We start from the raw sequence: 20484 nt of genomic DNA on the forward strand, positions 1-20484 counted from the left end.
AAGATGCGCACGCGCACGAAGTCGTCTACACAACTTTCAAAACTGCGCTATACTGGTTTCCGTGGTCCTGCGGGACTGCAAAAACGGGCCCAGGATCTGGCGCAGCCACCAACGATAGCGTGGCGCGGCAAGCAGATAATCGTTGAAGAAACGCCTGTCCCCGGAAGCGGTCCGCCAGCCAACGATGCGCCAGCGGACGCCGGATGCAACCGGCAAGAGGCGACACCAGGAGATACCTGGTGATCGCTCTCCAGAATTCTTTCCTCCCCCAGCGATCAATTTGCCTTCAAGCTATACTCTTTGGTGACCCTAACCACTGAAGGCAAGCACATGACGACGGCAACACACCCGGCACAAGCGCAATACGAGCTGTTCCTGCAACGCGGACTCAAGCTCGACATGTCGCGCGGCAAACCATCTCCCGAACAACTTGACCTGTCCAAGGACCTGCTCGATGCCTTGCCCGGCTTCAGTGCGGCCGATGGCGCCGACGCCCGCAATTATGGCCTGGGCGTGGGCTTGCCCGAAGCGCGCGCGCTGTTCGGCAGCCTGCTCGATGTCCCAAGCGCCCAGGTCGTGGTCGACAGCAATGCCAGCCTGTCGCTGATGCATGATGTGATCGTGTTTGCGCTGTTGAACGGCGTGCCGGGCGGCCAGCCCTGGGTTGGCCAGCAGAGCGTGTTCTTGTGCCCGGTGCCGGGCTACGACCGCCATTTTTCGATCTGCGAAGCGCGCGGCATCAAGATGATCAATGTGCCGCTCAACGACGACGGGCCGGATATGGATGTCGTCGAGCGCCTGGTGGCCAGTGACGCCAGCATCAAGGGCATGTGGTGCGTGCCGAAGTACAGCAATCCGTCCGGCGCGGTCTACTCGGACCAGGTGGTGCGCCGCCTCGCCGCCATGAAAACCGCCGCGCCGGACTTTCGGCTGATGTGGGACGACGCCTATCGTTTCCATCACCTCACCGACGAAAACGTGCGTGTCGCCGAGCTGGTTGGCGAATGCGCCAGGGCGGGCAACCCGGACCGGGCGATCGTGTTCGCATCGACCTCGAAGGTGAGCTGGGCCGGGTCGGGCATTGCCGCGCTGGCCTCGTCGCCGGCCAATATCGCCTGGTGGACCAGGCATGCGGGCATTCGCAGCATCGGCCCGGACAAGATCAACCAGCTGCGCCACGTGCGCCTGTTGAAAGACCGCGCAACCGTGGAAGCGCTCATGAGGCGCCACGCGGCGCTGCTCAAGCCCAAGTTCGACGCCGTGCTGGCGCAGTTCGGGGCGCACCTGGGCGATGTGCCGGGCGTGTCGTGGACGGTGCCGAAAGGCGGGTACTTTATCGACTTGGTGACGCCGCCGGGTGCGGCCAAGAAGACGATCGCGCTGGCCAGGGAAGCCGGGATTACGCTCACGCCGGCTGGCGCCGCGTATCCGTACGGGGTCGACCCGCAGGACAGCCATATCCGCATCGCCCCGAGTTTTCCGTCGCTGCCGGAGATTACCCAGGCGGCCGAGGGGATTGCGCTGGCGTTGAAACTGGCTGTGGCGGGGTATTAGCGCGCGCACCACGTGCATCGCTAGTCGCCCAAGGCATAGCTCCGTCATTCCCGCGAAGGAGGCTGTCTCAAAACGCTAAAATCACCGCTAGGCGGTAGACTCTTATCCGTCATTCCCGGCCTGGGCGGCCCTCTTGGCGGGAATCCCATTCCGTGGCATAGCAGCGAACTTGGATTCCCGCCAAGGGGGCCGCCGAGGCCGGGAACGACGGTGCTGGAGGTGGTAGTCGTTGAACGCGTCCCTTTTGAAACAGCCTCCTTCGCGGGAACGACGACGTAAAAAAGCGCCCTCGGGCGCTTTCGTTCACATCTTTTCGTTCACATTGTTAAGCAGCTCAGTGCGTCGCGCACATCACATCGGACAACTGCCACGGTTCGGTAATCTCGCGCACCGCGCGGTCATTGGCCATGATTTGCTTGAGCAAGTCGATCTTGCGCATGCGGGGCGCGCCATCGAGTGCGGGCACGCCGGTCTTGACCGCCGCCGCATGTTGCTTGCACTGCGTTTCCAGCTTGGCCATGCCATTCCAGTCGCCTGCTTTTGCCGCAACCGCCATCTTGCCAGTCAGGCCAGCAATATTTTCGTACATCGAGAGAACTTCGTTGGAGGTCATGCGCTCACCTGGCCAAAAAATTTATAAAGATTACCGCGTGTCCTTCCATAACGTCGGGATTGCGCGGAACTTTAGGTCTTTTTCAAAAAAACCTGAAAATATTTTTAGCCAGGTTGAAAAATACTTAATTGATAAGCTCTTCCAGCCCGCCACTGAGCTCCCCGAGCGGCGGAATCCCCGCGAACAAGTCCTCCGGCGCCACGCCCAGCCCGGTCGCCAGCGCTTGGGTGAAGCATGCCGCCAGTTCCTCATCGTTCGGCTGGCGCTCTTCATAACGCGCGCGCAGCACGGCCAGGTGAATCACCGACGCCATCCGGTACGAGGGCGACTCCGGGGTCGGCTCGGGAAAGTGGCGCAAGGTCTGGTGAAACAGGTCGGGGAATTTCCAGCGCAGCGCCAGTTCCGCCCCCACCATGCCGAAATCGTAGCCGAACAGCGCCCGCTCGGCCGCGATCCGGCCGTTGTCGTACGGCCCTACCGTTTGATCGAGCTCGCGCGCCTGCTGCGCCACGCCCGCGTGCATCACCAGCTGCCCGATCCCGTGCATCATCCCGATCGTGAAGGCCAGGTCGGTATTGGCGCCGATCTGCTTGGCGATCCACTTGGCCGCCACCGCCGTGTGCAGGCTGAAACGCCAAAAGCGCTTCAGGTCGAGTCCCGGCACCGTCTTGAAACTGCCCACCAGGCCCGAACTGATGACCAGTGTGCGCACCGTCACAAACCCGAGCATGCGCACCGCGTCGCCCACATTGCCGATCCGGCGCGAGACGTGATAGTAGGCCGAGTTGGCCAGCCGCAGCAGCTTGGCGCTCAGGACCGGGTCGAGCGAGAGCTTGCGCGCGACTTCTTCGACCGCCACATCCGGGTCGTCGAAACTGCTGATCAGTTCCGCGACCACTTTCGGTGCGGAGGGCAGGGCGTTGGGATTTTGCAGCAGGGCTTCAAGGGTCATCGTGTCTCCTGGTTGTCGCGGGCGCGCGGCAGGGTGACTATATAGAAAACCTCAGGGTAGCGCTACGGTTCGCGTTTTACGCACTCTGGCGGCAAATCGTGCAGTTTGTCGCATTTGATCAGCATTTCACCCCGCGCTCGATTAAAGTGCAGGCTGGGAAAAATGCGCCGGCCCCGGCGCCGCCACGAAAAGAGAACACAGATGACATTATTGAAACAGCGCCGCTTCGCCGCCGCCATCGCGCTGGCCTGTACCGCCTTTGCCGCCCACGCCGAAGCCCCGTACGCCTTCGCCACCACGCCGGGCAAGCTGCCCAAGGATATCGTGCCGGTGCAGTACGCCGCCCACCTGATCCCCGACCTGGCCGCCAACACTTTCCTCGGCTCCCAGACGGTCGAAATCGAAGTCCTCAAGACCACCTCGCGCATCATGCTTAACGCGGTCGACATCGAGATCGACGCCGCCAGCCTGTCCGGCAAAAACATCGGCGCACTCAAATTGACGCCAGTCGTCGACAAGGAACAAGAAACGCTCAGCTTCGCGCTCGCGCAGCCGCTCGCGCCGGGCCGCTACAACCTGGCGCTCAAATTCCATGGCCTGATCAACCGCGAAGCGCGCGGCATGTTCCACATGAAGTACAAGGCCGGCAGCGCCGCCCGCACCATGATCGCCACCAACATGGAGCCGACCGACACGCGCCGCCTGCTGCCGACCTGGGACGAACCGGCCTTCCGCGCCGCCTTCAAGCTCACCGTCGACCTGCCGGCCAGCTTCAAGGCTTACTCGAACACCCCGCTCGAGCGCCAGGAAAAGCTCGACGGCGGCCTGCAGCGCTTCCATTTCGGCGTCACCCCCAAGATGCCGAGCTACCTGTTGGTGCTGGTCGCGGGCCAGCTGGAACGGGTCAGCGCCAAGCAGGACGGGGTGGAGATCGGCATCGTCACCACCGAAGGCAAGCTGCCCTCGGCCGCCTACGCGCTGGGCGCCACCAAGGACCTGCTGCGCTACTACAACAACTACTTCGGCGTCCCTTACCCGCTGGCGAAACTGGACCAGATTGCGATCCCCGGCGGCTTTAACGGCGCCATGGAAAACTGGGGCGGCATCGTCTACAACGAATCGACCCTGCTGGTCGACCCGCAAAAGAGTCCCGACAGCGTGCGCCAGACCTCGTTCGGCATCAACGCCCACGAAGTGGCGCACCAGTGGTTCGGCAACCTGGTGACCATGGGCTGGTGGGACAACCTGTGGCTCAACGAAGGCTTCGCCTCGTGGATGGCGACCAAGGCCACCGACCATTTCCATCCCGAGTGGCGCGTGCAGCTGGGCGCCCTGGCCGAGCGCGAAAGCGTCATGAACCTGGACGCGCGCAAGACCACGCACCCGATCCAGACCCCGGTGCTGACCGAAGCGCAGGCCGCCGACGCCTTCGACTCGATCACGTACGGCAAGGGCCAGGCTTTCCTGCGCATGCTCGAAGCCTACCTGGGCGAAGAACCCTTCCGCAAGGGCATCCGCGCCTACATGGCCAAGCACCAGTACGGCAACACCACCACCGCCGACCTCTGGTCCGCGCTCGAAAAAGCCTCCGGCAAACCGGTCGAAAAGCTGGCCTCCGACTGGACCACCCAGTCCGGCTTCCCGCTGCTGAAGGTCGAGCAAAGCTGCGTCGACGGCAAGCGCAAAGTGACGCTCTCGCAGGAGCAGTTCCGCCTGGACGAACCGGCGCTTGAAAAACGCCTGTGGAATGTGCCGGTGCAAGTGGGCACCGTGGGCGGCAAGGCCAGTTACGCCTTGTTCTCGGGCGCCAGCACCACCATCACGCAGCCATCGTGCGACGGTACGCTGGTGATCGACCCGGCCAGCGTCGGCTACTTCCGCGTCCAGTACGACCAGGCCGGCTTCGACGCGCTGGCGGGGCAAGCCGCCAAACTGCCCGACACCACCCGCCTCAAGCTGCTGGGCGACACCTGGAGCCTGGTGCAGGCCGACCGCCTGCAGCTGGGCAGCTACATCAAACTGGCATCGGCCTACGCCGACGAACCGCGGCTGGCGGTATGGAACGCCATGCTCGACAACCTCGCCACGCTCGACACCCTGGCCGAAGGCGAACCGGAACGCGCGCTGGTGCGGCGCTACATCACCAGCCTGGCCGCGCCCAGGTTCGCGCGCCTCGGCTGGGACGACAAGCCGGGCGAATCGACCGAAGAGCGCCAGTTGCGCGCCCTGCTGGCCGGCGCGCTGGCCAAGATTGGCGACCCGGCCGTGATCGCCGAAGGGCGCGCCCGCTTTGCGCGCTTCTTGAACGACCCTGCCAGCGTATCGCCGTCGATGATCGACTTCGTCATGCGCGTGGCCGGCCGTTACGGCGACGCCGCCACCTACGACGCGCTGGCCAGCCGCGTGACGCAAGCCCAGACTGACGAAGAACGCAACCGCTACGCGCGCTCGATGAGCCTGGCGCGCGACCCGGCCCTGGTCCGGCGCACCCTGAACATGGCGCTCTCGCCCGAACTGCCGGCGCAGCTGACCTCCACTTTGGTGTCAGCCGTGGCGCGCGGCGAACACGTGGAACTGGCGTGGGCCTTCGCCACCGCCAACCGCGCGGCATTGATGAAGGACCAGGAATCGGTTGGCCAGAACCGCTTTTTCCCGAGCGTGGTATCGTCCTCCTCCAATCCGGCCCACGCGGACATGATGGAAGCGTACGTGAAGCAGAACTTCGGCCCCGATGCCCAGGTCGAAGCACAACGCGTGGCCAATGGCATCCGCACCCGCGCCGCCCAGAAATCCCGTTTGCTGCCGCAGGTGCGCGCGGCGCTAAAATAACAGAACAACGCAACAAGGAACCCCACATGAAAACACATTGGACCCCGCTCAAGACCGCCCTGACCCTCGCCCTGTGCGGCGCCTCGCTCGCCTTCGCCCCCGCGCATGGCGCCGGCCAGGACGCGGCGCCGGCCGCCAAGGCCATCACCGCCCCGGTGCTGCCGGGCGACGACTTCTTTGCCTACGCAAACGGCGACTGGCTCGCCAAGACCGAAATCCCGGCCGACCGCAGCAGCTGGGGCGCCTTTGCCGCCATGGCCGAAACGAGCAACGCGCGCATCGTCAAACTGATCGAGGAAGTCTCGGCCGATAAAAAAGCCAAGGGCGACGCGCGCAAGGTCGCCGACTTCTACAACACCTTCATGGACGAAGCGGCCATCGAAGCCAAAGGCGTCGCGCCCCTCAAGCCGCTGCTGGCGAAGATCGACGCCATCAAGGACAAGGCGTCCCTGACGCGCGCGCTCGGCCAATCGCTGCGGGCCGACGTCGACCCGCTCAACAACACCGACTTCTTCACCGAAAACCTGTTCGGCCTGTGGATTGCCCAGGGCCTGAACGACCCGGCCCGCAACACGCCTTACCTGCTGCAAGGCGGCCTGGGCATGCCCGACCGCGCCTACTACCTGACCGACAGCCCGCGCATGGCCGAACTGCGCACCAAGTACCAGCAGCACATCGGCGCCATGCTCAAGCTGGCAGGCTACCCCGACGCGGAGGTGCGCGCCGCCAGGGTGTTCGACCTCGAAATGAAGATCGCCCGCTCGCACGCCAGCCGCGAAGATTCGGCCGACATCGTCAAGGCCAACAACAGCTGGACCCGCAAAGACTTCGCCGCCAAGGCGCCGGGCATGGACTGGAACGCGTTCTTCAAGAGCGCCGGGCTGGCGGGCGAGCCGACCTTCATCGTCTGGCATCCGGGCGCCCTGACAGGAGCGGCCGCGCTGGTCGGGAGCACGGACGTGGCGACCTGGAAGGACTTCCTCGTCTTCCACCAGGTCAATCACTTTGCCGCGACCCTGCCAAAAGCCTTCGCCGACCAGTACTTCGAATTTGCAGGCAAGGCCTTGAGCGGCACGCCGCAGCAATCGGCGCGCTGGAAGCGCGCGCTGGCCGCCACCAACGAAGCGCTCGACGAACCGGTCGGACGCCTGTACGTCGAACGCCACTTCCCGGCCGAGAACAAGGCGCGCGTGCAGAAAATGGTTGGCAATATCATCGCCGCCTTCAGCAAGCGCATCGACCAGCTGGACTGGATGGCCCCGGCAACCCGCGCCCAGGCCCAGGAAAAACTCAAGACCATGCACGTTGGCGTGGCTTACCCGGACCGCTGGCGCTCGTACGCGGGCCTGAAAGTGCTGCCGGGGGACGCGCTTGGCAACGCCGTGCGCGCCGAACAATTCCATTCCGAGCAGGAGATCGCGCGCCTCAAGCAAAAGGTCGACCGCAGCGCGTGGGCGATGCCGCCGCAACTGGTCAACGCGGTCAACCTGCCGCTGCAAAACGCCATGAACTTCCCGGCCGCGATCTTGCAGCCTCCGTTCTTCGATCCGAAGGCGTCCGACGCGGCCAACTACGGCGCCATCGGCTCGATCATCGGCCACGAAATCAGCCACAGCTTCGACGACCAGGGCGCGCAGTTCGACGCCCAGGGGCGCCTGCGCGACTGGTGGACCAAGGAAGACATGGCCCACTTCAAGGGCGCCGCCGACAAGCTGGTGGCGCAGTTCAGCGCCTACAAGCCGTTCCCCGACCTGGCGGTCAACGGCCAGCTGACCCTGAGCGAAAACCTGGCCGACCTGGCCGGCGTGGCGGCGGCCTACGACGCCTACAAAGCCTCGCTGGGGCAGGACGCGCCGGCCGACGCCGACAAGCAGTTCTTCCTCGGTTACGCGCAGGCGTGGCAGACCAAGGTGCGCGAAGCGGCCGCGCGCCAGCGCGTGCTGACCGATGGCCACGCACCGGCCGAATACCGCACCGCCATCGTGCGCAATCTCGAGCCCTGGTACAAGGCGTTCGACGTCAAGCCCGGCCAGGCCCTGTACCTGGCGCCGGCCGAACGCGTGAAGGTGTGGTAGGGGCGCCATGAGCGAGGACATCGACGCCATCACGCGCCTGACGCTGGCGCACTACGACAGCACCGCGGAGCAGTTCTTCCGCGGCACGGTGGACCATGACGTGAGCCAGAACATCGGCGCGCTGCTGGGCGCCATCGAAGGCGCGGCGCCGTACACCTTGCTCGACCTGGGGTGCGGGCCGGGGCGCGACCTCAAGACTTTCAGCGCCCTCGGCCACCGCGCCATCGGCCTCGATGGTTCGGGCGAGTTCGCGGCCATGGCGCGCGCCTACAGCGGCTGCGAAGTGTGGCATCAGGACTTCGTGCACCTCGATCTGCCGGCCGGCCTGTTCGACGGCATTTTCGCCAACGCGGTGTTGTTCCACGTGCCCAGTCGCGCGTTACCGAAGGTGCTCGACGATGTGTACGCGGCCCTGAAACCAGGCGGCGTGCTGTTCAGTTCCAACCCGCGCGGCGACAACCGGGAAGGCTGGAACGGGCCGCGCTACGGCAGCTATTACGATTTCGCGACCTGGCAGGCGTACATGACAGCGGCCGGCTTTTCCCCACTGCATCATTATTATCGCCCGGAAGGCTTGCCGCGCGACCAGCAGCCTTGGTTGGCGAGCGTCTGGCGCAAGCCGTATGGTTAGATAGCGAACGGAACGGTTCAGAGGAACGGTCTATTCTGAGTCCGTCGCACAGTAGCGCGCCCCGCAGTTTCACTCACCATATGAGGTACCGAAAATGAACGAGGACCAAGTTAAAGGCAAAGCGAAAGACATCGGCGGCAAGATCCAGGAAGAAGTCGGCAAAGTCATCGGCAGCAGCGAACAGCAAGCCAAAGGGCTGTCGAAGCAAGTCGAAGGCAAAACCCAGGAAAAATTCGGCGACGCCAAAGAAGTGCTCAAGGACCAAGGAAACCGCTGATCCAGCGCTGATTCCCCCTACAACCGGGGTCTGACCTCTGATTCGAAATATTTCGAATCAGAGGTCAGACCCCGGTGTCGTTTACCGCTTCAGTTCGGGTTTTCCATGCAGGTGGGCAGCAAATCTGCGGTTTCAGCTGGTGTTCGATGATAAAAAGTTTCCTGGCCGGCGTCAGAGTTCCGAATCAAAACCTTTTTATTGCTAATCAGAGGTCAGCCCCCGGTTGGGAAACGATGGTGCCAGGGAAATGTGGAATTTTTTGGTTGGAAATTAATTGTTGGCTTATGTGCGGAAACGAACTGATCTGTTTTGAACTCAGCAGTAAGATGGCTTCACTACATCGCCACTCTTGGCCATGAGCACTTCAAGGAGCCTCACCATGAACAAAGATCAAGTCAACGGCAAACTGCAAGACATCGGCGGCAAAATTCAGGAAGAAGCTGGCAAACTGGTCGGTAGCACCGAACAGCAAGCTAAAGGCCTGGAAAACCAGATCGAAGGCAAAACCCAGGAGAAAATCGGCGACCTCAAAGAAGCCGTCAAGGATGCGACCAACTAATTGGTCCGCTTCCTATGAAAACAGCCGCGGATCTCGCGGCTGTTTTTTTGTCCAGCGCTTTGCGCCGCTTACGCTTACTTCGGCGCGTCGGCCAGGTTCTTCTTGAAGAACGCTTCGATGGTGCCGTACACGTGGCGCTGCCCCGGCCGCGATGAAATCCCGTGCTTGGCGCCCGGGTAGGTCATCAGGTCGAAACGCACATTGCGGTTGACCAGGCCATCGATCAGGCGCGTGGTGTTGGTGAACAGGACGTTATCGTCGGCCATGCCGTGCACCAGCAGCAGCGGCGAGGTCAAGCCGTCCAGGTGCGCGAACACGCCGCTGGCCTTGTACGCGTCCGGCTGCCCCTTCGGCGTGCCGCCCACATAGCGCTCGGTGTAGTGGGTGTCGTACAGCGCCCAGTCGGTCACCGGCGCGACCGAGACGCCCATCGCTATTTTGTCGGACGCCGCCGCCAGCAGGCGCAGTGTCATGTAGCCGCCGTAGCTCCAGCCGAACACGCCGATCCGTTTGGCGTCCACGAAACCCTGCTTGCCCAGCCAGTCGATGCCGGTCAGCTGATCTTCGACTTCGTGCTTGCCCAGGCCATTGTAGATCGCGTCGGTGAAGGCGCGCTCGCGCCGGTACGAGCCGCGGTTATCGAGGCGGAATACCACGAAGCCCTGCTGCGCCATGTACTGGTCGAAGTAGTTGCCCCACTTGCGCGAGACGTGCTGCGAATGCGGCCCGCCATATGTCGACAGGTACACCGAGTACTTTTTCGCGGCGCTGAAGTCCGACGGCTTGATCATCGAGTAGTACAAGGTCTGGCCGTCGTTGGCCTTGATGGTGCCGTATTCGGTGGCCAGGTGGTCGGCTTTGTATTTGGCATACGGGTGCGCGGCATTGAGCTCGTTCTGTTCGAGCCAGCCGACCATCGAACCGTCCGGCCGGCGGATCGAAATCTGCGGCGGGGTCGATGGGTCGGAGAAGGTGTCGACGAACACTTCGCCGTTGCGCGAGAACGCCGCTTCGTGCCAGCCGTCGCCCTTGGTGATGCGCACCGGCTTGTCGGTCCCGCTGCCGTCGAGCGCCAGGGCGTAGGTCTGCTTGTCGATCACCGCGTCGCGGTTCGAGGCGACGTACACGCGGCCGGCCTTTTCGTCCACCGCCAGCACATTGTCGATGCCCCATTCGCCGCTCGATACCGGGTGCAGCAGCTTGCCATCGAGGTCGTACAAATACAGGTGATTGCGCCCGCTGCGCTCGGACGCCCACAGGAAGGCATTGCGCTTGGACAGGAAGCGCAGGTCGTCATGGATGCTGACCCAGGTCTTCGATGTTTCGGTCAGGAGGGTGCGCTGCGCCAGGGTGGCGGCATCGACCGAAATCAGGTGGAGGCGCTTCTGGTCGCGCGACTGCAGTTGGTACAGCAGCTGCTTGCTGTTGGCGCTCCAGTCGGCGCGCACCAGGTACACGTCTCGGTTTGGACCCAGGTCGACCTTGCGCTGCGCGCCGGTGGTTGGCGAGACGATCATCAGCTCGACCAGCACGTTGGCGTCGCCGGCGGCAGGGTAGCGCTGCTCGACGACGTCGGTGCGGTCGGCAAAAATCTCGAAGCGGCGCACCACCGGCACCGGCGACTCGTCGTAGCGTTTGTAGGCGATGGCCGAATCGTCCGGCGCCCAGTAGTAGCCGGTGCGCTGGCCCATTTCTTCCTGCGCCACGAATTCGGCTTCGCCGTTGAAGATAGTGCCGGCGCCGTCGGTGGTGAGCTGTTTTTCTGCGCCCGAGACCAGGTCGATCACGTACAGGTTCTGCTTGCGCACGAACGAGACATAACGGCCCTTGGGCGAAATCTTCGGATCGGCCACATTGCCCGAGGCGACCTTGCGCGCGGCCTGCGGCTTGGCCGCGTCGACCAGGTACAAGTCGCCGCCGATCGGCACCAGCAGCTGCTTGCCGTCCGGCGACCAGCTGTAATTGAGGATGCCGCTCAGGCTGGCGGTGCGCGCGCGCTCGCGCCTGGCCTGTTCTTCGGGCGAGATGGTCTCGTTCGGAACCAGCAGTTTGGCGTCGACCAGGCGCTTCGAGGTCTTGTCCTTCATGTTGAATTCCCACAGGTCGAGCTGGAACTGGTTGTCCTGGCGGCCGCGCAGGTAGGTCACGCGCGCGCCGTCGGGCGACACGCGCAGGTTGCGCACGCCCGGTCCCGCCAGCGCCGGGTCGGCGTGGATGCGGTCCAGTGTCAGGCGTTCGGCGGATGCGGGAACGCTGGACAATGCGGCTAAAAAACAGAGAAGAAATCGCATGGATGTCTCGGGTAAGGTGGATGTGGAGAACTGAGGACAATACCAGAGTTCCGCACCCGTGGGCACCCCCGGCGCCCGCCCCGATCGCACCCGCTCAGGCCTGCGCGCGGGTGCGTGACAGGTGCTGTAAAGACCACGTGAGCAGCACCGCCGCCACGGTCAGGCCCAGTACCAGTCCGATCCAGAAGCCGGCGGCGCCCATCGGCACTGCCGGCGACCAGGGGAACCACCCTGGTGCGAGGCCAAGTACATACCCGAGCGGCATGGCGAAGCCCCAGAAGGCGAGCAGCTGGATCTGCATCGGCTGGCGCGTGACCTTGTAGCCGCGGATGGCGCTCGAGGTGGCAACCTGGGTGGCGTCGGACAACTGGAACAGCGCCGCGAACAGCAGCAGGTGCGCGCACAGTTCCTGCACCGCCGGGTCGGACGTGTAGGCGCGCGCGATCTCCCAGCGGAACACGGCGATCAGCGCCGCCGACAGCAGCGCAAAGGCGAGCGACATGCCCACGCCAACCCAGGCCACGAAGCGCGCCCGCACCGCGTTGCCTTCGCCGAGCGCATGGCCGACGCGGGTCATGAGGCCGATGCCGAAACTGAGCGGCACCATGAACACCAGCGACGAAAAATTGAGGGCGATCTGGCTGGCCGAGACCTGCACCACGCCAAAGCGCGCGATCATCAGGCTGACCGCGCCGAAGGCGCTCACTTCGGCCAGGTAGGTCACGCCGATCGGCAGGCCAAGACGCAGCATGCTGCCGATTTCCGGCCAGTTGGGCCATTCCCATTGGGTGAACGGGTAGGTCTGGCGGTAGGCCGGGGCGATGCGAATCCAGGCCAGCATGGCGCCGAGCATGAGCCACAGGCAGATCCCGGTTGCCACCGCGCAGCCAACCCCGCCCAGCTTGGGCATGCCCCAGTTCCCGAACACCAGCAGCCAGTTAACGAAGATGTTAAACAGCAGCCCGCAAACGGCGATCACCATCACGGGCTTGGTCTGGTTGATGCTGGCGGTGTAGCCGTACAGCGCGCGGTAGCAGGCAAAGGCCGGCATGCCGATGCTGATCGCATGGACGAACATGGAGGCGTTGGCGGCGACGTCCGGCGTCAAGCCGATATGGTCGAACACGAGTGTCGACAGGTTGGCCGCCAGGCAGGCCACCAGGCCCACGCCAAGGCCCATCCACAGCCCCTGGCGCACCACGTGCGGAATGCGGCCGAACTGCCCGGCCCCGGTTTCATGCGCGACCACGGTGTTAATCGCCATCATGGTGCCCATCACGGTCACCAGGATGATCGACCAGACCGACGCGCCGAGCGACACGGCGGCCAGTTCGCTGGCGCTGACGTGGCCCGTCATCGCCACATCGGCCACGCCCATGCCCACGCTGGCCAGCTGGCCGACCAGCACGGGCCAGGACAGGCGCCACATGGCGGTAACTTCGGTGCGGATGGGGGCGGGCTGGGCGGCAATGGCGGACATGGGGGAGGCGGTGGAAGCAAACAGTGATTTTACCGGCTAATGATGAACAGGGTGGAGCGGCGCTTTTGCCTCGAACTTCGAAACCGTCTTTCCCGCGCAGGCGGGAGTCCAAGTTTCTGGGCGTAGCGACTAACTTGGATTCCCGCCTGCGCGGGAAAGACGGAGCATAAGTTAGCGCAACCAGGGACGCCGCTGATACCAGGGCGCGTAAAGACTTGTTACACATCTCAGTGCCTGGCCACTGGCGCTGCGGGCGCGGGATGGTCCACAATCGGGGCATCGCATATCGAGGACCATCCCATGCTCAAAACTCCCTTCGCACTCGCGCTGCTGCTCGGCGCCACCGCTTTTGCCCACGCCGGCGAACTGACCCTGTTTTCGCGCGATGGTTTCGGTGGCCGCGAGATGACCGTGCGCGCCACCACCCCCAACCTGGTCGACAGCGGCTTCAATGACCGCGCCTCGAGCATGATCGTGCGCTCCGGGCGCTGGGAGCTGTGCGAGGACGTCGGCTTCGAAGGGCGCTGCGCGGTGTACGAGCAGGGCGAGTACCCGACCCTGGCGCGCTTCAACGACCGCATTTCGTCGGCGCGCGAGATCATGCCCGAACGCGGACATGGCGGCGACCGCCCGCGTGACGGCAAGCGCGGGATGATTGCGCTGTTTTCGGAACGCGGCCTGGACGGCGACGCCAAGCGCCTGCGGCGCGACGCCGACGATTTCGACGAGATCAATTTCAACGACAGCGCCGCCAGCGCCCAGGTCATCGAAGGCAACTGGCAGTTGTGCAGCGATGCCGGCTTTCGCGGTACCTGCCGCATCTTCGCGCCGGGCCGTTACGAGGACCTGGGACGCGGCTTGCGTGGGCGGGTGTCGTCGGCGCGCCTGGTCGACGATGACGGCGGCGGCCAGCGCGATGGCGATGTGGAGCTGTTTTCGTCGAGCGGCTTTTCGGGCCAGCGCCTGGTGCTGCGCGACGATACGCGCGACCTGACCGACGTCGGTTTCAACGACCGCGCCGACGCCCTGATCGTGCATCGCGGCCGCTGGGAGTTCTGCAAGCACGCCGATTTCGGCGGGCGCTGCATGACTTACGGGCCAGGCCGTTACGAGCGTCTCGGTCTTATGGGCAACATGATTTCGTCGGTGCGCCGCGTCCGGTAACCAGTTTGGTAAATCGCTTGGTAAATACACAAGGCAAGCGTGCGCTGCGTCCTTCGGCCGCGTTGTAGGATAATCAAAACCGATCCTGGAGCGCCGCCCGTGGAATACAAGGACTACTACAAGACCCTCGGTATCGACAAAGGCGCCACCGCCGAGGACATCAAGAAGGCGTACCGCAAGCTGGTACGTAAATACCATCCCGACGTGAGCCACGCGCCCGACGCCGACCACATGACCAAGGAAGTGAACGAGGCTTACGGCGTGCTGGGCGACGCCGACAAGCGCGCCGCCTACGACGCGCTTGGCCGCAACCGCCGCGCCGGTGAGCAATTTCACCCGCCGCCCGACTGGGGCTCCGGCTTCGATAACGGCGGCGCGGCCGGTTCCAGCGATTTCTTTTCCGACCTGTTCGCCCACGTCGGCCGTCGCGCGCGTCCCGGCGGGCAGGTATTCCAGATGCGCGGGGACGATATCCACGCGGCCATCGCCATCGACCTGACCGACGCCTATCACGGCTCCACCCGCGCGGTGACCCTGCGCGTGCCCCAACATGATGCGCAGGGCAGGGTGGTGACGCGCGAACGCACCGTCAATGTCAACATTCCCAAGGGCGTGCTGCCGGGCCAGCAACTGCGCCTGGCGGGCCAGGGGCATCCGGGCAGCGGCGGCGCGGCGGCGGGCGACCTGTTCCTGGAAATCCAGTTCCATCCCGATCCGCGCTACCGGGTTGAGGGCCGCCACGTGTACACCAGCGTGCCGGTGGCGCCGTGGGAGGCCGCGCTCGGCGCCACCATCCACGTGCCGACGCCGTCCGGCCAGGTCGAGGTGAGCGTGCCGGCCGGCTCGCAGACGGGGCGCAAGCTCCGGCTCAAGGGACGCGGCGTTCCGGGCAATCCGGCGGGCGACCTGTATCTCATTCTCGAGGTGGTGCTGCCGCCGGCCACCAGCGACCGGGCGCGCGAACTGTATCGCACCATGGCGCGCGAGATGGCGTTTAATCCGCGCGCGCAGGCGGGGGCCTAGCATATGGAAACGACCACCATCGTGGGTGTGCTGCTCGACGACGCGGCGCTCGACCTGCACGAACTGGCGCGCACCTGCGGCGTCGAACCTGACTGGGTGGTCCGCCATGTGTGCGACGGCTTGCTGGGCGCGGAGGACATCATCGCCCTGGGTGTCGACGAGCCAGCCCGTGCGCAGTGGCGCTTTCGCAGCGGCGACTTGCAGCGCGCGCGGCGCCTGGTGAGCCTGGAGCGCGATCTGGACGCCAATGAAGAAATCGCCGCCCTCGTGCTCGACCTGGCCGACGAGGTGAGCCGGCTGCGCACGCGCTTGCGGGTGCTCGGCGCGCTGTAATGGGGGCCTCGAAAAACCGTAGCGAGCGGCTTCAGTTTCGCCCGAGAAGCGCAGCCGTACGAAGGTACGGTGAGCATCGCAGGGCGAAAATGACGCCGCGCAGTAGGTTTTTCGAGGTCCCCTCATGTCGAAGCGGGCGACACGGTTGCGCAATGGCTTTTACAATCCTCCTTCAATATTAACTATAAATCAATAGTGCAAAGGAGTTCATATGGAACAAAACAATGGCCAAGCCCTCAAGGGCAAGCGCGTTGCGGTACTGATGACCGATGGCGTCGAGCAAATCGAATATACCTCGCCGCGTAGTTTCCTTGAGGAACACGGCGCGACGGTGACCTTGATTTCGCCCAAGGCCAAGGGTGACAAGGTGCAGGGCTTTAACCATGCCGACAAGGGCGACAGTTTCGAGGTCGAGCTGCACATTGCGCAGGCCTCGCCGCGTCAGTTCGACGCGCTGCTGTTGCCCGGTGGCGTCTCCAACCCGGACGCCTTGCGCCTTGACAAGGCCTCGATCGACTTCATCCGCGCCTTCGGCGCCGAGGAAAAGCCGATTGCCGCCATCTGCCACGGTCCCTGGACCCTGATCGACGCCGGCATCGCCAAGGCGAAGCACATGACCAGCTGGCCGAGCCTGCAGAACGACCTGCGCAACGCTGGCGCCGAGTGGACCGATGAAGAAGTGGTCATCGACGGCCGCCTGATCACCAGCCGCAAGCCGGATGACTTGCCAGCTTTCAACAAGGCCATGCTCAAGCTGCTGTCGATCGATCCGGCCACGGCCGATCGCGGTCCTTCTTCCTGAGTTTGCCCGTTTCAAAACGACAAAGCCGTGGACGCGTCAACGGCTTTGCGCGTCGCTGGCGGCGCTCGCCGAAACGCGCTCAGCGCTGACGCGCATGGCGGCTCGCGGCCGGCCGGCTCTGGTACGATGGTGTTTTTCTCATGACCAACGTTCCACGGATGATGACTCTGATCGCCATTTCAGGCAGCTTGCGCCGGGACTCGGCCAATACGATGCTGCTGCGCGCCGCAGTCGCGCTGGCGCCCGCCGGCGTGCGGATTGTGCTGTACGAGGGCGTGGACCAGTTGCCGTTTTTCAATCCCGATATCGAGACCGCGCCGCCGCCAGTGGTGCGCGAGCTGCGTGGCTTGCTGAGCGCGGCCGATGGCGTCATCGTGGCCAGTCCGGAGTACGCGCACGGCGTGCCCGGTGCGTTCAAGAATGCGCTGGACTGGCTGGTTGGCTGCGCCGAGTTGGGCAGCAAACCGGTGGCGCTGATGAATACGTCGGCGCGGGCGGTGCTTGCGCATGCCGCGTTGGCGGAAATCCTCACGACAATGGGGTGGAAGGTGATTGCGGCGGCCTCGCCGGTGATTGCGGTTGCCAACCGGGGATTCGATGCAGCGCACATCGCGGCCGATCCCGCGCTGGCCGGGCCGTTGCGGGCGGCTATCGAGGCGCTGGTTCTCGCTACGCGGGCTGAGGTCACGCCATGAGGGATTTTCAGTGTCCCCGCTGCGACCGGGCATGTCACGCGCATGCGGGCGGCAAAGTCACGCGCCGTTGCCATCTCACATGGCTGCTTGAACAGGGTTAGGATGGACAACACGACAATCTTCGTGCAATCGGCCCGGGATTTTTGCCAGTGGGCCGAAGGCGATTTGCAGCCGGGCGAGGCGCAGGTGCCGATCGCCCGCCGTCACCTGGCGCGACTGTATGCGCAAGCGCTCGATCTGCCGCAGCGCGATTGCGACTGGGGCGATGAGGCAGCGCAGGTGTCGCATGCCGCATGGCAAGCGATGTTCGCGCGGTTCGGGGCGCTTCCGCTCAATTACTACTCGCAGAGCGCCAATACGCTCGATGTTGTGTGCAGCGAGATGATGATTGGCGACCTGGCCGATGACCTGGCCGACATATGGCGTAACCTGAAGCACGGCCTCAACTTGCTCGACGGCGGCAATCCCGATGCCGCTGTGTTTCAGTGGCGCGAAAATTTCATCATTCATTGGGGTAGCCATGCCGCCAGCGCCTTGCATGTATTGCAGTGCTGGCAACAGGGCTCGCCTGGTCCGGACGCCGCAAAAAGCCATTCCCACGCATGATCTGGTGGATTTCCTGGTATTGACTGCGGCGCCGCGACAGGTCCGGCCGTGACCCTGATTTAGCTGGCGCCGATGCGCTCGGCAAAGTCGGTGCGCAACTTCCAGCGCCGCAAGCATTCCCGGGCGTATTTCCTGAGCATCTGATCCGTGCTCTCTGCAAGTTCTTCCAGCGCAAGGCGCGAGCCGATGGTGCCGATGCCGGCCAGGGCGAAGGCGCACTTGCGCTGAAACGAATGCTGGTTATCGGAGTTCACCAGATAGTCGAGGTAGGTATTGGCGGCCTGGAATATCGGCGTGACGGTGTGCGGGTGCGCCAGCTCGGCAAGATCGAACACCATTTCTTCGTGTGAAAAGTGCCAGGGCTCCAGCAGCAGCTTGCTTAACATGGGGGCAACGCTGGGGTCCGGGGGCCAGGCGTTCCCGCATTCGCGCGCATCGTCGGCGTTTTTTGACGCCAGGGCCTTGGCAATCAACGCAGCTTGCATGGGCATTCCTTGAAGTGATGGGTAACTATCCACGCATTATGGCGCAAGCTGCTCCAGGATCGCATGGCCCGCTTTGACGCGGTCCGGAATCGGATAATTTTTGTTCGCCAGAATCACGACGGCGATGTTCTTCGCCGGCACGAATGCCGCGTAGTTACCGAATCCGCCCGTCGAACCGGTCTTGTTGAACAGCGTCGGCGCGGATGGCGCCTTGGGCGCGCTGATGCGCTTGGCCGCGTTTGCTTGCGTGATCATGCCGCGCGAGTTGCCGGCCTGCAGTTGCTTGAGGCTGACAGGCCAGGGATATTGCTCCCAGCCGAGCCCCTGCACCATCGCGCCCACCTGGAAGTAGCCGACATGGGTGCCTTGCACCGCGCGTCGCACCGGCTCGTCCAGCTGGCCCGGTGCGATGTTGAGCTGCATGAAGCGGATCATGTCGGCGCTGCCCGAATGCACGCCGTAGGCTTGCGGCGCCAGCACGCCCGGGTCCATGCGGCGCGCCTGGTTGTTCTCGTCGTAGCCCCACGCCTGCTTGGCCATGGCGCTTGAGGGCACGCGCAGGTAGCTGTTTGTCAGTCCCAGTTGCGCCAACAGTTGTTCCATCGCCTCGGTAAAATCGCGCTTGAGCGCCAATGCCGTCACATGCCCGAACAGGCCAAGACTCGGATTGGAATAGCGGCGTTGCGTGCCGGGGGCGCTCGCCGGCGTCCATTGCCGGAAATAGTCGGCCATCTGGTCGTCGCTTAACGCTTCCGGAAACTGCAGCGGCAAGCCGCCGGCGGTGTAGGTTCCCAGGTTGAGCACGCTCGCCTTGTCGATGCCGCTGCCTTTCAGTTGCACCATGTAGGCGCTCGGGTGCGCGTCCAGCGACAGCTTGCCGCTCGCCTGCGCGTACGAGGCCAGGGTCGCCGTCAGCGTCTTGCTGATGGAGCCCAGTTCGAACAGGGTTGCCTCGCTCACCGGGGTCTGGTCCTTGACCGACGCCAGGCCGTAGTTGAAGAAATAGGCCTTGCCGCCCACCGTCACGGCCACCGCCATGCCCGGTACGTCATGCTCGGTCATGATGGGGGCGATGGCCTTGTCGACAATGGCGCGCAGGCGCGCGCTGTCGTCGGCAGCCCGGCTGGACAGGGGTGCGCAGCACGCCGCGATGAGGGCCAGGGCGATGTGGCTGGTAAATTTTTTCGGTGAAGTGGACACAGCGGTGCTTCCTTTTCTGATGGCGGTGGTCGATGCGAGAGGTGTTTACTGTTGGGCGGCTTCGGCGGCCAGCTTGCGTGCCAGCCTGTCGCGCGCATCCCTGGCGTAGTCGCGGCAGGCGTTGCGGTCGATAAAGGCGGCGTTGCCCAGTGTCGGCTGTTGGGCCAGGCGCTCCCACAGGTCGCTCCCCTCCGGATGGGCCGAAACCAGCACATCGCAATCGAACGCGGCGACGGTGGCGATCGATTTTTCGAGCTCGGCGCGCGCTTGCGGGTAGGTCGTGCTGGCGCTGTAGCGAAACGGGCCGGCGCTGATCGCGTTCAGGCTGTCGGCATACACCATGGCGGCCGTCTTGCCGCCCTCGGACGAGCGCCAGGTCCAGCTGGTGCCGCCCTGCGCGTGGCCCGGCGTGTAGTGCGCGGTGACCGACAAGGGGCCGAGCTTGACGATGTCGCCATCCTTGACGGCGCGCGTGTTGGCCACGGTGGCCGTGGTCGGCGGCAGCTTGGTGTATTGCGGGTCGCCCTTGCTGGTGGCGCCGGTGCGCAGGACTTGCTCGCCGTGCACGCTGGCCAGCACGGTGGCGCCCGACAGGCGCTGCAGTTCGGCAATGCCGCCGGCGTGGTCGAAGTGCTCGTGCGAATTGAGGATGTACTTCACGTCCCCGATCTTAAAGCCCAGCTGGCCGATGTGCCGCGCGATCTGGACTGCTGATTCCGGACTGCCGCCATCGATCAGGATGTGCCCGGCAGGGGAGGTGATCAGGACCGCGCTCAGGCCGCGCATGCCAACGTAGTAGGTGTTGCCGAACAGGGCGAACGGTTCTTGCGGGTCGTTCCAGTCGGCGCCAAGCGCTGGCGTGAGCGGCAGGGCGGCCAGCAGCGTGGCAATGAGCAGGTGTTTCATGTTGTCTCC

Annotated in this window: 19 protein-coding genes; 12 read left to right on the forward strand and 7 right to left on the reverse strand. The window is 64.3% G+C overall.

Annotation, left to right across the window (positions count from 1 at the left end; translation table 11 throughout):
* Positions 1-330: 330 nt before the first annotated feature.
* Entirely contained in the window at positions 331-1554 is a 1224-nt protein-coding gene (locus F2P46_RS27415) for an aminotransferase class I/II-fold pyridoxal phosphate-dependent enzyme (protein ID WP_166896216.1), read from the forward strand.
* Positions 1555-1888: 334 nt separating this feature from the next.
* On the opposite strand, the gene F2P46_RS27420 is transcribed toward F2P46_RS27415, so the two are convergent.
* Both F2P46_RS27420 and F2P46_RS27425 read right to left on the reverse strand, forming a co-directional pair.
* Positions 1889-2167 (reverse strand): flagellar protein FliT, encoded by a 279-nt coding sequence (locus tag F2P46_RS27420; protein ID WP_166896218.1) that lies wholly within the window; start codon positions 2165-2167, stop codon positions 1889-1891.
* A gap of 124 nt (positions 2168-2291) precedes the next feature.
* A complete protein-coding gene (locus F2P46_RS27425; RefSeq protein ID WP_166896221.1) occupies positions 2292-3119 on the reverse strand; it encodes an HDOD domain-containing protein in 828 nt (275 codons plus the stop codon).
* A gap of 201 nt (positions 3120-3320) precedes the next feature.
* Between F2P46_RS27425 and F2P46_RS27430 the strand changes: the two genes are divergently transcribed.
* The 5 genes from F2P46_RS27430 to F2P46_RS27450 all read left to right on the forward strand — a co-directional run bounded on the left by F2P46_RS27430 (position 3321) and on the right by F2P46_RS27450 (position 9490).
* On the forward strand, positions 3321-5948 hold the full coding sequence (locus tag F2P46_RS27430) for a M1 family metallopeptidase (protein ID WP_166896223.1): 2628 nt from the start codon (positions 3321-3323) through the stop codon (positions 5946-5948).
* 26 nt (positions 5949-5974) lie between these two features.
* A complete protein-coding gene (locus F2P46_RS27435) occupies positions 5975-8023 on the forward strand; it encodes a M13 family metallopeptidase (RefSeq protein WP_166896225.1) in 2049 nt (682 codons plus the stop codon).
* A 7-nt stretch (positions 8024-8030) separates the two neighbouring features.
* Entirely contained in the window at positions 8031-8654 is a 624-nt protein-coding gene (locus F2P46_RS27440; protein WP_166896227.1) for a class I SAM-dependent methyltransferase, read from the forward strand.
* 94 nt (positions 8655-8748) lie between these two features.
* Positions 8749-8931, forward strand: a complete 183-nt coding sequence (locus F2P46_RS27445) for a CsbD family protein (RefSeq protein ID WP_166874069.1) — start codon at positions 8749-8751, stop codon at positions 8929-8931.
* 379 nt (positions 8932-9310) lie between these two features.
* Positions 9311-9490 (forward strand): CsbD family protein, encoded by a 180-nt coding sequence (locus tag F2P46_RS27450; RefSeq protein ID WP_166896229.1) that lies wholly within the window; start codon positions 9311-9313, stop codon positions 9488-9490.
* Between the two features lie 74 nt (positions 9491-9564).
* On the opposite strand, the gene F2P46_RS27455 is transcribed toward F2P46_RS27450, so the two are convergent.
* Both F2P46_RS27455 and F2P46_RS27460 read right to left on the reverse strand, forming a co-directional pair.
* The gene (locus F2P46_RS27455) at positions 9565-11781 is read right to left on the reverse strand and encodes an alpha/beta fold hydrolase (protein ID WP_166896231.1); all 2217 of its coding nucleotides are present in this window, start codon (positions 11779-11781) and stop codon (positions 9565-9567) included.
* 94 nt (positions 11782-11875) lie between these two features.
* Positions 11876-13261: an MATE family efflux transporter gene (locus tag F2P46_RS27460; RefSeq protein WP_166896233.1), complete on the reverse strand. Its 1386-nt coding sequence runs from the start codon at positions 13259-13261 to the stop codon at positions 11876-11878.
* Positions 13262-13561: 300 nt separating this feature from the next.
* Between F2P46_RS27460 and F2P46_RS27465 the strand changes: the two genes are divergently transcribed.
* From F2P46_RS27465 to F2P46_RS27490, 6 genes are all read left to right on the forward strand, one after another.
* On the forward strand, positions 13562-14425 hold the full coding sequence (locus F2P46_RS27465; RefSeq protein ID WP_166896234.1) for a beta/gamma crystallin-related protein: 864 nt from the start codon (positions 13562-13564) through the stop codon (positions 14423-14425).
* 99 nt (positions 14426-14524) lie between these two features.
* A complete protein-coding gene (locus F2P46_RS27470) occupies positions 14525-15448 on the forward strand; it encodes a DnaJ C-terminal domain-containing protein (protein ID WP_166896236.1) in 924 nt (307 codons plus the stop codon).
* Between the two features lie 3 nt (positions 15449-15451).
* Positions 15452-15781: a chaperone modulator CbpM gene (locus F2P46_RS27475; protein ID WP_166896238.1), complete on the forward strand. Its 330-nt coding sequence runs from the start codon at positions 15452-15454 to the stop codon at positions 15779-15781.
* Between the two features lie 211 nt (positions 15782-15992).
* On the forward strand, positions 15993-16583 hold the full coding sequence (locus F2P46_RS27480; RefSeq protein WP_166896240.1) for a type 1 glutamine amidotransferase domain-containing protein: 591 nt from the start codon (positions 15993-15995) through the stop codon (positions 16581-16583).
* Between the two features lie 140 nt (positions 16584-16723).
* A complete protein-coding gene (locus tag F2P46_RS27485; protein ID WP_166896242.1) occupies positions 16724-17278 on the forward strand; it encodes an NADPH-dependent FMN reductase in 555 nt (184 codons plus the stop codon).
* A gap of 102 nt (positions 17279-17380) precedes the next feature.
* Complete coding sequence (locus tag F2P46_RS27490; protein ID WP_166896244.1) at positions 17381-17884, forward strand: DUF5063 domain-containing protein; 504 nt, start codon at positions 17381-17383, stop codon at positions 17882-17884.
* 59 nt (positions 17885-17943) lie between these two features.
* On the opposite strand, the gene F2P46_RS27495 is transcribed toward F2P46_RS27490, so the two are convergent.
* The 3 genes from F2P46_RS27495 to bla are packed head-to-tail and all read right to left on the reverse strand — an operon-like array spanning position 17944 to position 20475.
* On the reverse strand, positions 17944-18369 hold the full coding sequence (locus F2P46_RS27495) for a hypothetical protein (protein ID WP_166896246.1): 426 nt from the start codon (positions 18367-18369) through the stop codon (positions 17944-17946).
* 36 nt (positions 18370-18405) lie between these two features.
* Positions 18406-19569: a class C beta-lactamase gene (ampC, locus tag F2P46_RS27500; RefSeq protein WP_166896248.1), complete on the reverse strand. Its 1164-nt coding sequence runs from the start codon at positions 19567-19569 to the stop codon at positions 18406-18408.
* A gap of 45 nt (positions 19570-19614) precedes the next feature.
* Positions 19615-20475, reverse strand: a complete 861-nt coding sequence (gene bla, locus F2P46_RS27505) for a subclass B3 metallo-beta-lactamase (RefSeq protein WP_166896250.1) — start codon at positions 20473-20475, stop codon at positions 19615-19617.
* Positions 20476-20484 lie beyond the last annotated feature (9 nt).

This window comes from Massilia sp. CCM 8734 (assembly GCF_011682155.1).
Lineage (GTDB): Bacteria > Pseudomonadota > Gammaproteobacteria > Burkholderiales > Burkholderiaceae_D > Telluria_A > Telluria_A rubra.

Bases quoted from the DNA above. Each gene is read 5' to 3' on its own strand.
- F2P46_RS27415 (WP_166896216.1), top strand. From the start codon at position 331: ATGACGACGGCAACACACCCGGCACAAGCGCAATACGAGCTGTTCCTG.
- F2P46_RS27420 (WP_166896218.1), bottom strand. From the start codon at position 2,167: ATGACCTCCAACGAAGTTCTCTCGATGTACGAAAATATTGCTGGCCTG.
- F2P46_RS27425 (WP_166896221.1), bottom strand. From the start codon at position 3,119: ATGACCCTTGAAGCCCTGCTGCAAAATCCCAACGCCCTGCCCTCCGCA.
- F2P46_RS27430 (WP_166896223.1), top strand. From the start codon at position 3,321: ATGACATTATTGAAACAGCGCCGCTTCGCCGCCGCCATCGCGCTGGCC.
- F2P46_RS27435 (WP_166896225.1), top strand. From the start codon at position 5,975: ATGAAAACACATTGGACCCCGCTCAAGACCGCCCTGACCCTCGCCCTG.
- F2P46_RS27440 (WP_166896227.1), top strand. From the start codon at position 8,031: ATGAGCGAGGACATCGACGCCATCACGCGCCTGACGCTGGCGCACTAC.
- F2P46_RS27445 (WP_166874069.1), top strand. From the start codon at position 8,749: ATGAACGAGGACCAAGTTAAAGGCAAAGCGAAAGACATCGGCGGCAAG.
- F2P46_RS27450 (WP_166896229.1), top strand. From the start codon at position 9,311: ATGAACAAAGATCAAGTCAACGGCAAACTGCAAGACATCGGCGGCAAA.
- F2P46_RS27455 (WP_166896231.1), bottom strand. From the start codon at position 11,781: ATGCGATTTCTTCTCTGTTTTTTAGCCGCATTGTCCAGCGTTCCCGCA.
- F2P46_RS27460 (WP_166896233.1), bottom strand. From the start codon at position 13,261: ATGTCCGCCATTGCCGCCCAGCCCGCCCCCATCCGCACCGAAGTTACC.
- F2P46_RS27465 (WP_166896234.1), top strand. From the start codon at position 13,562: ATGCTCAAAACTCCCTTCGCACTCGCGCTGCTGCTCGGCGCCACCGCT.
- F2P46_RS27475 (WP_166896238.1), top strand. From the start codon at position 15,452: ATGGAAACGACCACCATCGTGGGTGTGCTGCTCGACGACGCGGCGCTC.
- F2P46_RS27480 (WP_166896240.1), top strand. From the start codon at position 15,993: ATGGAACAAAACAATGGCCAAGCCCTCAAGGGCAAGCGCGTTGCGGTA.
- F2P46_RS27485 (WP_166896242.1), top strand. From the start codon at position 16,724: ATGACCAACGTTCCACGGATGATGACTCTGATCGCCATTTCAGGCAGC.
- F2P46_RS27490 (WP_166896244.1), top strand. From the start codon at position 17,381: ATGGACAACACGACAATCTTCGTGCAATCGGCCCGGGATTTTTGCCAG.
- F2P46_RS27495 (WP_166896246.1), bottom strand. From the start codon at position 18,369: ATGCAAGCTGCGTTGATTGCCAAGGCCCTGGCGTCAAAAAACGCCGAC.
- bla (WP_166896250.1), bottom strand. From the start codon at position 20,475: ATGAAACACCTGCTCATTGCCACGCTGCTGGCCGCCCTGCCGCTCACG.